The organism is Armatimonadota bacterium (assembly GCA_013359125.1).
GTDB lineage: Bacteria > Armatimonadota > Fimbriimonadia > Fimbriimonadales > GBS-DC > JABWCR01.
In genome coordinates this window covers 21681-34769 of the sequence record JABWCR010000004.1, presented here as the reverse complement: position 1 = coordinate 34769, position 13089 = coordinate 21681, and the positions used below count along the sequence as shown (strand labels likewise).

The 13089-nt window shown below is 57.5% G+C and carries 9 protein-coding genes; 1 reads left to right on the top strand and 8 read right to left on the bottom strand.

From position 1 onward, the window contains the following. Positions 1-72: 72 nt before the first annotated feature. Positions 73-657, top strand: a complete 585-nt coding sequence (locus HUU60_03200) for a PilZ domain-containing protein (GenBank protein ID NUL81713.1) — start codon at positions 73-75, stop codon at positions 655-657. 225 nt (positions 658-882) lie between these two features. On the opposite strand, the gene HUU60_03195 is transcribed toward HUU60_03200, so the two are convergent. The 8 genes from HUU60_03195 to HUU60_03160 form a co-directional block, all read right to left on the bottom strand. After that, positions 883-4131 carry an efflux RND transporter permease subunit gene (locus HUU60_03195; protein ID NUL81712.1) on the bottom strand — a complete coding sequence of 1083 codons (3249 nt, stop codon included), beginning with the start codon at positions 4129-4131 and terminating at the stop codon, positions 883-885. A 16-nt stretch (positions 4132-4147) separates the two neighbouring features. After that, on the bottom strand, positions 4148-5596 hold the full coding sequence (locus tag HUU60_03190; protein NUL81711.1) for an efflux RND transporter periplasmic adaptor subunit: 1449 nt from the start codon (positions 5594-5596) through the stop codon (positions 4148-4150). Between the two features lies 1 nt (position 5597). Further along, positions 5598-6899, bottom strand: coding sequence for a TolC family protein (locus HUU60_03185; GenBank protein ID NUL81710.1), 1302 nt, complete (start codon positions 6897-6899; stop codon positions 5598-5600). Beyond that, a complete protein-coding gene (locus HUU60_03180; GenBank protein NUL81709.1) occupies positions 6896-7516 on the bottom strand; it encodes a TetR/AcrR family transcriptional regulator in 621 nt (206 codons plus the stop codon). Before HUU60_03180 ends, HUU60_03185 begins: the two co-directional genes overlap by 4 nt. Positions 7517-7665: 149 nt before the next feature. Beyond that, positions 7666-9672 carry a hypothetical protein gene (locus tag HUU60_03175; GenBank protein NUL81708.1) on the bottom strand — a complete coding sequence of 669 codons (2007 nt, stop codon included), beginning with the start codon at positions 9670-9672 and terminating at the stop codon, positions 7666-7668. Beyond that, positions 9669-11399: a redoxin domain-containing protein gene (locus HUU60_03170; protein ID NUL81707.1), complete on the bottom strand. Its 1731-nt coding sequence runs from the start codon at positions 11397-11399 to the stop codon at positions 9669-9671. The genes HUU60_03175 and HUU60_03170 overlap by 4 nt, the downstream gene beginning before the upstream one ends. Positions 11400-11524: 125 nt before the next feature. Then, positions 11525-11929, bottom strand: a complete 405-nt coding sequence (locus HUU60_03165) for an acyl-CoA thioesterase (GenBank protein ID NUL81706.1) — start codon at positions 11927-11929, stop codon at positions 11525-11527. 196 nt (positions 11930-12125) lie between these two features. Further along, positions 12126-13031: a hypothetical protein gene (locus tag HUU60_03160; protein NUL81705.1), complete on the bottom strand. Its 906-nt coding sequence runs from the start codon at positions 13029-13031 to the stop codon at positions 12126-12128. Between the last annotated feature and the right edge of the window lie 58 nt (positions 13032-13089).

The following is a 13089-nucleotide window of genomic DNA, read 5'->3' as shown; positions in this document are numbered from 1 at the left end:
AATTATACCTTCGCCTATTAGACATCTCCGCCTCGGATGTGGAACAAAGAAACTAACAAGCGGAGGCGGAACATGGCGGCAGCGCACAGTGCGAGGGTGAAGGCAATCAGAACGGGAGTATCTGTCAGAGGAAAAATCGTTGCCTATGATGACGCCGGCATTCACATCCAAATCGGTTCGCTGCCCAGAGCCGCCAGCCTCTTTCCGATCGGCGAGAAGGTGCAGATGACCGTTTCAACCGCGGCAGGGCGGCATACCGTCGATACCCTGATCAAGCGCGTTTCGGACGACCTGTTGGTGGTCCAGGCCTCAACCGTCATGACGCGGCAACAGCGCAGACGCGGCAACCGCCAACCCTGCCGAGTGGCCTGTACATTTCGAGACTTGGACCAACAAGAGGGCGGCTGGCTCGACGGCGAAATCCACGACATTAGCCACGGCGGGATGAAAATCGTCTCGCCCAATGCCTACGAAGCCGGCGCCTGCCTCGTCGTCAAGTATTGCCTCTTCGCAGAAGACATTCCCGTCGTCGCAACGGGCGAGATCACTCACCAAGGCGTCGACGACAAAGGCCAAAATTATATGGGTCTCAAGTTCCTGCACGCACCGCGGCTCGAGGCTCGAAGACTCTTCGACGCGAGCCCCTCGACCGTCTAAACCGGCCCTCTGCGCTGTAAGTTGCTTGATCGGACTTGCCTGCTATTGGGAGGGCGAGCGTCCCCACGAGCCAAGGACCAGACTTGCGAGTCCGACACAACGGCTCGCGGGGACGCTCGCCCTCCCGATGGTCTTTCCTATAGCTGAACGGGAATCTCTCGATTTGTAGCACAATTCTGAGTACGAAGCGAGCCCTGGATAATCTAAGGCGCCTAGGCTTCTCCGCTACTCGCGCGACTTGATCCCCTCATCGATCGCGTCGAGCGATTCGTAGGAGACTTCCCCGTTCGTGCGTCCCAGCGCGCGATTCTTCAGCCTCGTTGTCCACTGGCTAAAGTCGTCCAGGATGGTATAGGTCGCCGGGATGACAACGAGCGTCAGCAGGGTCGAGACGATCAGGCCGCCAATGACGGCGATCCCGAGCGGCGCGCGGAACTCCGAGCCGCGTCCTAGCGCCAGCGCGATCGGCATCATGCCCAAAACCATTGCGATAGTGGTCATCATGATCGGTCTCAATCGCGTCGGACCGGCTTCCAACAGGGCTTCGCGCCTGGGCAGGCCTCGCGCCCTTAGCGTGCCGGTGTAATCGACCAGCAGAATAGCGTTCTTGCCCACCAAGCCGACCAGCATGATGATGCCGATCATGGCGACGATATTCATACCAACGCCGGTGATGATCAGCGCGAGCAGGGCGCCGACCAGCGCCTGAGGCTGGCTGAACATGATGACGAGGGGGGTGAGCATGTTTTCGAACAGAGCGGCCATCAGCAGGTAGACCAAGATGAAGGCGAGCATGAGCGCCGCGCCCATATAGCCGCTCTCGTCGGCCATGACCTTGTTCTCGCCTTCCCAGCCTAGGGCGATCCCGGGCGGAACGACGTTGGCCTTGCTGAGCTCTTCGCGTACTTGCACAGCCATGTTTCCGGGCGAGTAGCCAGGCTGAAGCTGGGCGAGCACGCCGATCTGGCGCTGCCGGTCGTTGCGCTGAATCTTGGTCGGCCCGCTCGCCACGTCCATGCTAGCCACGTCGCGCAATCGAATCGGCATTCCGCCGACATACGAGACAACCACGTCGCCCACTTGGCCGATCTCGGCGCGATCTTCCGGTCGGAACTGAATACGGATCGGATATTCGCGCCCGAATTCGCGGTACTTGACATCGGTGTTGCCTTCTAGCGCTGTGCGCAACGTTCCAGCGACCTCCGCCGAGCTGACGCCTAGCGACGCCGCTCTCACTCGGTCGATAGCGGCTTGGATCTCCGGCTTGCCGGACTGCCAACTGAGGTCGGGGTCTTTGATGCCCGGTATCCGCGCAATGACGGCTTTCACGGCGTCCGCGGTCTGCACAAGCGCCGCGGTGTCCTTTCCAGAGAGGGTCATGTTGATGGGCGCGCCCCATCCGCCGCCAAATCCGCTGACGGCCGAGACGCTGATGCGCGCGCCTGGGATCACACCGATCTTTTCGCGCAGTTCCGCCGCAATGTCGGTGTCCAGGCGCGTGCGAAGGGCTTCGTCGTGCTTCTGCCAAAAGAGAATCGAATCGAGCAGGCTCTTCTTGTGATGGAGCGTTACGCTCACGTCGGCAAACTGCGGGCCTCGGTCGCCCGCTCCCCAAGCGCCGGTGGACGAACTCCCGATCCGAGAGCTGACGTAGCGCGCGTCGTCCAACTCCATCGCAGCTTCCTCGATTCTCTTGACGACCGCGTCCGTCTGAGCAAGGGAAGAATCCGGCGGCAGTTTGACGTGCACGGATATCTGACCTTGATCCTGCCCGGGCGCAAAGCGGAAAGGCAACAAGTCCTTGCCGTTGGCCGCGGCCCATCCAATAACGACCATCAAACCGATCAAGGCGCCGTTGCCCGTCAAGACCACGAACCAGCGATGATTGAGCGCGAACGCCAACACTCTGCGATAGCCTCGCTCGAACCGGCGGTAGTTGCGATCGAACCACTTGAAGAACCCCTTTGGCTCCTCGACGCCTTCTCCCTTTCGGTACCACCGGCTGGCCAACATCGGCGTGATGGTAAAGGAGACAAAGAGCGAAAAGAGCGTGGCCGCCGCGATCGTGATTCCGAACGACTTGAAGAACTGACCGGTAATGCCGCCCATGAATGCGATGGGCAAAAACACCACCACGTCGATGAGCGTGATCGTAATCGCTGCGATGCCGATCTCGCTTCGACCGTTATAGGCCGCTTGCACCGGGTCTTCGCCCAATGTTAAGTGCCGATAGGTGTTCTCTAAGACGACGATCGCGTCATCGACCAAGATTCCAACAGCCAGCGAAAGCGCCATCATCGTCATAAAGTTGATCGAGAAGCCGAGAAAGTTGATCAAGATGAAGGTGGCGAAAATACAGGTCGGAATGGCGAGCGAAACGATAAAGGTGCCGCGGAGATTGTATAGGAAGAGATAGACGATCAGCACGACCAGAATGACCGCCATGAACAACGCCACGCGAAGATCGAAGATGCTCTCTTTGATGTTCTCCGACATGTCTTGCGTGTAGGTGAACTGGAGGTCTGGATACTCTTGCCCAATCTCCCCAATCACCGCTTTGACGCCGTCGGCCACGTCGACTGCGCTGGCATCGCTGGCTTGCTGCACAACGATCGCCACGTTATCCTTGCCGTTCAAACGAGTATAAACTCGACGCTCCGCGGTAGTATCCCGCACATCGGCAACGTCCTTCAGGCGGATAGCCGGTCCGGGAGAGTTAGGATCGCGCCTGTTCTGCAATGGCAGCTTCAAATCTCGAATCTCGTCGATGCTCTTAAACTCGCCGAGCATTCGCACCCCGTACTCCTGGGCGCCTTCCGTAATCTGCCCGGCTGGAACGTTTAGGCTCGCGGCTTGGATAGCCTTTTGCACGTCTCCGATGGTCAGTTGGTAAGCTTCAAGGCGCGTGCGATTGACGGTGATCTGGATTTCGCGCTGCTCGCCTCCGGCCACTTCGACGCTGGCCACGCCCGAGACATTGCCCAAACGGTCCTTGATCACATTATCGGCCAAGTCTCGCAGATCGGCTGCCGACCGCCGGCCAGTCATCGAGATATAGAGCACCGGCTGGATGTTGTTGTCTAATTTGCTGACCACCGGAGGCAAGACTTCGCGAGGCAATTCTCCGCGCGCGGCGTCCACCTTGGCTCGAACGTCGCTAAACGCGATGTTGGTGTCGGTGCCCAAATAAAACTCGACGGTAACGATCGAGAGTCCGTACTGCGACACGGAGTTGATCGACTTGACCCCGCTCACAGCGCCCGCAGCGTCCTCTATCGGCTTGGTAACCAGGGTTTCAATCTCATCGGGCGGCGCGCCCGGATAACTAGTGGCGACCGTTACGATGGGAAAGTCGGTCTTTGGGTTCATCTCGACTTTCATCTTGCCGAGCGAATAGATGCCTAACACCAGGATCCCCACCATAAACATGGTGATGGTAACCGGACGAGTGATTGCAACTCGAGTGAGCCACATAGCCTAACCTCCCCCCTTACTCTTGTCCGCCAACGATGTTCACCGGAACGCCATTCGACATGAGATCGACGCCTCGGGTAATCACGCTCTCTCCAACTTGCATCCCTTCGGCATAGACCCGGTCGCTGCTGGCATAAACGATCCGCACCTTCCGCTCGACGGCTTTGCCGTTTCGAACGATATAGGTTCTCACGTCGCCAGCCGTCTCGACAATGGCCGACCTGGGAGTGAGCGGCACGTTGCGAAACTCCCGGACGACAATGCGGCCCCGCGCAAACATGCCGGGCCTCAGCTCAGCCGTAGCGTTGCTCAAGGCAATGCGCGCCTTAAAGCTTCGACCTGCGTGGTCGGCAGCCGGATAGATCTTGTCGACCCTGGCATCAAACTCCTTGCCGGGCAGCGCATCAACCTCGACGCGCACCATCTGGCCTGCACGAACCTGCTGGACCAAAGTTTCCGAGACCGTTGCCTCCAAAAAGAGCCTTCCAGGCGTAACCAATCGTACGACCGGCGTGCCCGCCGCGGCCATCGCGCCGGCCTCTAACAACTTGTCGGCGACGACTCCATCGAAGGGCGCCTTGACGTAGGCGTTGTCCAATTGCTGCCTTGCATATCGGAGGTTGGCCTCGGCCTGAGCGACCGTCGCGCGAGCCGCGGCCGCTTCATCGTTCCGAAGTTGAACGGACGCCCTGCCCGTAACCGATTGGTTGTAGGCTTCCTCTGCCTGACGAAGCTGCTGCGCTGCGGCATCGATGTCTTCTTGCCGCGGGCCTTCCTGAACAAGACTTAGGGCTTTCAACGCATTCTGATAGTTGGCCTGCGCCCCGTCAAGGGCAGACTTCTTGGCAATCAAGGCGGTCCGGCCCAATGCGCCCGCATCCACCAGCTGCTTGGTCGAATCGTAATCGGTCTGCGCCCAATCTAGCTGCGCCTTTGCCGAATTGACGGCGCTCTGCGCCTGCTCCCTCTCCTGCGGCCTTGCGCCCGCTTTAAGAGCATCGAGCCGCGCCTTTGCGGCTAAAACAGCGGCGCGCGAAGTTTGAATTTGAGATTCGGCCATGGCGGGCTCGATTCGGGCCTGAGTGTTCGCCTGTGCCAACCGAGCTTCCGCCGCTCGAACGGCCGCCTGCGCTTGCGCCAATTGTGCAGACAGATCAGAAGTATCTTGAATCGCGATCACCTGACCGCGCGAGACTTTGTCCCCTTCCCGAACCAGCAGCCGCTCGATCTTGCCTCCTATCTTTGGAGAAACAATGACATCCTGCGTCGCGATCAGATTGCCGGTAACGTCCACGGTCTGTTCGAGATTGCCCGCAGATATTTTTTCGACTCCGACAGCGATCGCCGTCGCTTCCGCGCCTGTTTCTTTGGCAGGCGAAGCGTTTGGCTTGCTGCACGACGAAAGCGCAATAAGCCCAACGAGCGCGGCTGAGAAAAGCCCCGATTGACGATAGTCCATTTTCATGCTATTTTCCCTCTATGTTGGTTCCTGTCGCCTTCATCAAGCGAGCGTGGCTGACGATATAGTCGAATTCTGCGGTAACCAAATTGATTCGCGCTTGGGCATAGGCAACTTCGGCATCGCTGATCTCGAGAGGCGAAGAGACGCCTGCCTCGTATCGAAGTTTTGCAAGCCGCAAACCCTCGGCCGCTTGTTCCAAGCCCGAACGCGCAACGGCGATCCGCTTCTCGGCGTCCTCTAAGTTCAGCAATGCGGACTGGACTTCCAGCGCAACGATGTCGGTAGTTTGTTGAAGAGTCAGTTCTGCAGCGCGCACATCGGCTTCGGCCTGACGAACCTTGGCTCTCCCAATGCCGGCGTCAAACAGGGGCGCCGAGAGGATCGCGTTCGCCGTGAAGCTGATCTTGTTCGGGTTGAACGTCGCCGTATTGAGGTTGAAGTTCCATTGACCGTTGAGAATTAGCGTCGGCTTGTTTTGGGCGCTCGCAATGGTCTTGCTGTAGTTCGAAAGCTTCACATCCGAGGCAGCCGCCAACACCTCTGGCCGCTTCTCTCGAGCCTGCTTGGTATAGAGAGCCAGGTCCTTAAGGTAGGCCGGTCGGTCTATGTTAGCATCGAGCTCGATCGGTTCTGCGACGGGTCGGGCCAACACGGTGTTCAGATTGGCTTTTGCCAGCGCGACTGCATTGACAGCCGACAAGCGCTGTTGTTCAAACTGAGAGACCTGAGTCTCAGCCCGCAACACATCAAACCGAGCGGCGATTCCGGCATCCACCTGAGCGTTTGTGATGCGCAATCGTTCTTTGGCATTGCTGACGGCCTCTTCGGCAACTTCAACATGCGCCATAGCCCTTAGCACGTCGCTAAAGGCGGTTACAATGTCCAAAATCAACTGACTCTTGGCCTGCTCATATCGGTACCTCGCAACGAGAGAGAGTTCGTCCGCCGTGCGAAGGCCCGTCTTGACCAGGCCGTTGATATCGACGATCTGTTCGATCTTTACATTGGCAGATCGGTTCTCTATCGAGCCGAGCGGAACCGTTACCGGATTGTCGGGCGGACCAAACGTCGCCTTGGCTACCTTGTCAAATCGCGTGTACGTGGCCGTTGCGTCGACCTGCGGCAGCGCGCCTGCGCGAGCCTCGGCAATCTTGGAGTTGGCCCGATTCACTTGCTCTGCCTGGGCAAGCAAGTGGCGATTATTCTTTAGACCGAGCTCGATCGCCCGATCGAGCGTTAGCTTCTCTTGCGGCAGCGAGATTGCGACCAAGCACAGCCCCAGCGCCATCGTCGACAGAATCCTCACTTCGCTTCTCCTCTATCTATTGCAGGTTTGAAAAATGCAAGCGTCTCCCTAACCAGAGCCGTCAGATCGGTGATCTCTTCTCTCATGCACCATATGTGCAGACATTGCGCATAGAGGCGAATCACCTGCTCGGCGACCTGTCTTGCCGGCACGTCCGAACGAAACTCGCCCTTCTGTACGCCGTATAGAATGAGCTGCTCCGTTCCCATAGCCGCATCGTCGTGCATAGACACCAGCGCCCGGCGAACCTCTTCGTTGGTGCAACAAATACTGGTCAAGGTTCGAGCAAAAGTCTTCGATCGGCCGTCGTGCTCGGCAACAAGGACGGCAATTCGCTCCAATAACTCCCAGGCCGATTCGCCTTGGTTGCCGCATAGAATTTGCTCGATCTGAAGGTTGACTTCCTCTACAAGCGCGTCCACATATTCGAGCAGCACAAGATCCTTGGATGGAAAATGGCGGAAGAAAGTGCCTTTGGCCACGTCGGCGCGCTCGGTAATGTCTTCGACCGTGATCTGATCATAGGGCTTCTCGGCCAAAAGTTCCATCGCCGAATTGACGATTTTGGTCTTGGTCTCCTCCCTTCTGCGCTCTCTACGGCCTGGACAGTCCAGCATCAGATTCTCAGTCTACCTCTCAGATTTACGGAAAGTCAAATAATCAAGGCGGCAAGTATCAAAATTATGAATATAAATATCAAGACCGCGGGTCATTCGCGACCACTGGTCACTATTATACCAGCGGTCAACTGGTTTGTCAAGGGGGGTTACCGAACGATTCTAAAGGGGAGCGCGGCGCTGCCGGAGGCGAGGCCGTTGCCCGATGGGAGCGCTTGGTTCTTATCGGGCGAGAGGATTTCGCCGTCCAGTCGCTGGCCGGAGTTGACAGCCGTGATCTGATCCGAGACGACCACACGATAATCGCCCGGCAAGAGGGGACCTTTGAAGTTCAACCGAACCAAGCCGCTCGACTGAACGTGCTCGAAAGCAAACTCGTACGAACGATTCGCCGCATCCATTACCTGAAAGTGGTTGGCCGAGGCATTCACAGGCGTGTGAAAACTGATCTCTATGCGATCGACGTTCGTAGCGCCGTCCGTAAACGGCGAAGGGTTCATAGCGACGATCGTTGGCGGGCCGCTCACATAGGAGACATTGCTGACGTTGGTCGCCAAGATCCACGCATCCGGGTCGAACTGAGCGCTAGAAGCCGAGGCTGCAACCGGGATGACGTAGTGCTGTACCGCTGCGTCGTTCCAAAGCCGCCATCGCTGTTGCGCGCCCGATACGGTCGCTCGGAAGTCTATCGGCATCTTGAACAAGGGGTAACTCGTCTGCGTTTGCCGGATTCTAACCAGCAGAAACCGCCTTCCGTTGATCAGTGTGTTGGCCGCGCCCCACTCGTAGGCCGGCGCGCCGCCGCCATAGATCCACTGGTTGAAAAAGTAGTCCAAATCCTGTCCCACTGTCTCTTCCACAACGTCCTTGAACTGATCCGTGGTTACGGACTGATACTGAAACTGCTTTCGATAAGCCTCAAGCGATCGGTAAAACATCTCGTCGCCCAAAACGCCCCGAAGCATGTGCAGCGCCCATCCGCCCTTGCGATAGGAATAGGTGGAACTGAAGATGCTATTGACCGTGCTGATGTCGTAACGATAGACAGTCCCGCCAACGTTTTGCGGCCGGCGGCTGTTCATTGCCGACTTGAGCGCGGCAAGGCCGGAACTCCCCGGCTTGTTCTCCAGCCAAAGCGCCTCGGAATAAGTGGCAAAGCCCTCGTTGAGCCAGATGTCGTGCCAGGTTGCGCAGGTGATCATGTCGCCCCACCATTGATGCGCGAGTTCGTGCGCCGTGAGCGATTCGCCCCATCCTCCCTGGCCGGTCATCGTTTGGTGCTCCATCCCGCCGCCAAAGGAAAATTGATAGATGCCGTACTTCTCTTCGATAAAGGGATACTCCCCGTAGAGTTGGCCAAAGGTGGTCAGCATCGGCAGGCAAAGTTCCCACGCTTGTCGGTTCCCCGTAGAATCGCTTTGTGGGACGATGTAGAAGTCGACCGGCATCTGTCCGCCAGCATGATTGAACGGGCGCGACCAAGTGTTGTACACCGTCGCCCCGAACGCCAAAAGATAGGGAACCATCGGATAGTCCGTCCGCCACAGGAATTTTCTGCGATTGCCGCTTAGGTTCTCTACACCCATGCTGCGGCCGTTCGCCGCAACGGTCAACTCTTGAGGCGCCGTTACCGCAAAGGAAAATGTTGCCTTGTCCGTGTTGTCGTCCTTGTTCGGCCACCAGGTATAGGCATACCAAGGCTCGCTCAGCGTATAGACATAGGGCGCGCCGCTCGTATAAGTCCCATAAACGATCGAGCCAAATCCCTCTGAGACGGGCTGCCCGTCATAAGCGACTTCCAGCACAAAACTCTGCCCGGAATTATAGGTCTGGTCGAAGTGGGCGCGCACGGTCGAATTGTTCAATCGCGTAAAGCCTATCGGTCGATCATCCAACAGAAGACCCGTAATTGGAAGATTGACGTCGAGCCGAAAGGTGAATTCGGCCAGGCCTTGTGTTTGCGACACGGCAAAGATCTTGTTCCGACCGATCAATCGACCTTGCGACGGGACGATCTCGATCTCAAGGTCGTAATCCAGCACATCGGTATCGCCGAAGTTCTCGACTACAGCGATTGGCCGAACTGAAGCGCTTGACCGCAAACAAGGCTCGTGCAAGCCATTAGCAAGAACAATCGCCAGCAGTTCAGCGATCATAGCCCTGTTATGATGAAGCCCGAGCCTTTGGCCGTCTCATCCGCTACTGCCAAGAAGACATAGAACATTTCGTCCGTCGTTTTGTCCCCATACTTTACCGGCTTTGGAGGCGAATTGGGGTTGCGCTTGTTCTTCTCCGAGTTGTCGTAGAGACCCCTGGCGGTTACCACGGTGCCCGGCTCGAGCGTCATGGGCTGCTTGTAAAAGTAGGTCTCTTGCCAGTTAAAGTCGTAATCGTCGATCCACAGCAGGTTGCGCTCTTCGCCGTTCGGCATCTTGGCCGAGACCTTGACGTCTTTGCAAACCAGGTGCGCATGAGCCATGATAGCGACCAACTCGACCTTCTTGGCCACCGTCCAACTGCGCTGAATCTTGAACGCCGGATCGTTCGCCGGAATCGTGAATCGAGTGTCGCTCAGCACGGCCAGCTGTACGGGCTTGACTTCAGACGCTTTGCCCAAATAGAGCCCGACCTTGGTCTGATCGCGATACGTCTGTCCGCGCTTGAAGTAATGCACCTGTAGCACAAGATCGAACTTGCGTGGCAGCACGACGCCATAGCCTTGATGCAGTCGCATCGGCCTCATGCCCGGCACCCAGCCACCCAACATCATAGTCGGCAAGAAGCCAGGACTGCCGAAATTGGAATAACCGACGCCCGGGTCCGCCTCGTCCAACTTTCGCGCCGCGCCCGTAACATCGACATAGACGTTGGCATGGTGGACCACTTCGCGACTGCCCGGCACAATGTCGATACCGATCATCGCGGAGTTTTCTGGAGCTTCGACCGGGATTACAAAGTAGCGATACTCGTCTGTGCCCGTACCGGCCACATCGTAAGCCTGCGGCATTTGCGCCACAACGTCAGGAACGCCCATCTCCCATCCTTGAGGATAGTCGGGCTGCTTGGGCATGTGCGACGGATCGCCCTGAGGACACCCAGCTTCCACCCATTGCTTGATCGAAGCCAACTGTGCGTCCGAAAGTCGCCGTTCGCCCCGAAAATCGCCATGGCCGGGCTGAGGCTTCCAAGGAGGCATGGTCCGATTGTGCGTATAGTGCTCGATCTCCTGAGCCCACTTTTTCGCATCGTCGTAGTTAATAAGCGGAAACGGACCGATCTGGCCGGGACGATGGCAAGGGGTGCAATACTCGAACATGATCGGGGCGATGTCGTCAACGAACGTCGCGACCTCTTTCCCATTCACAGTCGCTTCGGTCTTGATGAAACAACCGACCACTTCGGTTCGCGACGGGTCCATGCTCTTGCCATTGATGGCCGCGGAGATCGCCCTCTCGGCGTATCGATGCTGAGGGTTGGCTACCTTGGCGTCGCTGTCGATGGCGCCCTGATAAACTTTTCTCCCCTTAGCGTCGACGACCACGATCTCAGGCGTTTTGGTCGCACCAAGCTGCTTTGCAACTTGACCTTTGAGATCGATGCGGCATTCAAAGCCAAACCCCATGCGCTTTGCATGGTCTCTCACCATCGCAGCCGTATCGCTACCGTTCGGATAGAGCGCGATAAACTGCACGTCCTGCTTTCCAAACTGCTCGTGAAGTTCGTTTAGTCGAGGCGCGATGCGCGGCACAGCCGGACACTCGGAGCCCAAGAAGACGACTACGGTAGCCTTGTGGGCGGAAAAGTTAAGAGACGGCGCATCGTCCAAAGCGGCAAAACCAATGGCCGCGACAACCAGAATCCCAAAAAACTTAGAGAATGCCAATCGAATCCTCCGTTCCTAAGAAGATTATTGGCCGTTAGGATACCGGATTCCTGCATCTATCTCTTGGTCCGGCCGAATCTTCTGCCGATCGGCGATGCGATTGTCTCTCAATCCAGAAGTTTCGGTCAAGCGCCCAAGAGACCCTTCAGACTTTCGGGCGTCCGAGAGGGCCTTCCAGAGCCATTAACCCACATATGCCGAGTATGGCCCGTTGCCAGCATCTGCCCCGTAACAGCGTTATAGATTTCGTACTGAACGGAGACGGTCGCTCGCTTCTGCTCCGTTATCCTGGCCCGGACGCGGATCGTGTCCCCATATCGAGCGGGAGCGCGAAATCGGCACGAAGCGTCCACGACGGCCATCAGAGAGCCGGTCTTCTCGATCGCCTGATAGTCGATGCCGTGATGCTTGCAATAGGCGCCTCGAGCCACCTCGAACCATACAAAGTAGTTAGCGTAATAGACGACGCCCATCGCATCGGTCTCAGCGTAACGCACATCGAACTCCGTCTCGATCCAGCCCTCGTCCATATCGCTCGAAAGTCTACCTGTCTTGGCAAAACCGGCGCTTTATGACGGGGAGCAAATCGCTCTGGCGCGGAAGATTGATGTGGGGAACAAAATGCCGCCGTGGGGGCGGGGGAGGGATGGACATGTGGAACGCGGTAGCGCTAATTTTTGCCACATTCTGCTTGGTGCTTGCGGGGTTTGTAATGCGCGAATGGATTCACGACGAGACGGTCAGTTGCGAAGGAAATACCGATCGAGACACGGACTGGAAAGCCTCGGCATAGCCCGACGCGATTCCAAAATCGAGCGATGAACCATCGATCTCATACGCATAGCACGGCTCTCGATCGACGAGCATCCGCTCGGCCGTCGTCAGCTGAATCTCCTCGTCGTCGCTATGCGATCCCACCAACTCGTCCAGCGCGTCCCAAATGCCGCCTGTAAAGGCGAAGAGACCAAAGTGCGCCAGAAACTGGCCCGATGGAAGGGTTTGAGTCTGCAACTGGTCGGCGGCTAAGCGCTCGGTCGGCTTCTCCACAATGTCCAGCGCCTCATAGAGCTCCGGGTCTGTGGTGGCCTGGCCGCGCAGTATGCCATAGAGGTTTACGCGGCTCGCATCAATGCGATGAACCCCGATCGTTGTGGCGCCTACCGTATCGTACGCTCTCATGAGCTGCGCCGAGCAGCTTTCCCCATCGCTAATCACTAGATGATCGCCCAACAGAACGAGCGCCGGATCGCCGTCTGCAAAGTCCGAAGCGCACCATACAGCGTGTCCAAAACCCAACGGCCGATCTTGGAAGGCATACTCGATTCGAGCCTTCATCTCCACAAGCCTCTCCCTCTGTCTCGAAAGCTCAGGCTTCAGAGCAAGCGCCGCCGCGTAACGATCTATATAACCATCGAAGAATCGCTGATACTGCTCCAGCGATTCAGGATGCACGACCAGACAAATCTTCTCAATGCCCGCTCGCAAAGCGTCCTCGATAATCAGTTGGATGCCGGTCGCAACGGAACCGTCCGCCAAAACAAACGGCAAAAGGCCCTTTGGAATGACGGTCGAGACCGGATAAAGCCTTGTTCCCAAGCCTGCAAGCGGGATGACAGCCTTTTGGATCGACATCGGTCATATTGTAGCCCAAGTTGCGCGATTGCCGCGATAAATTTCGCAAAACCCGTAT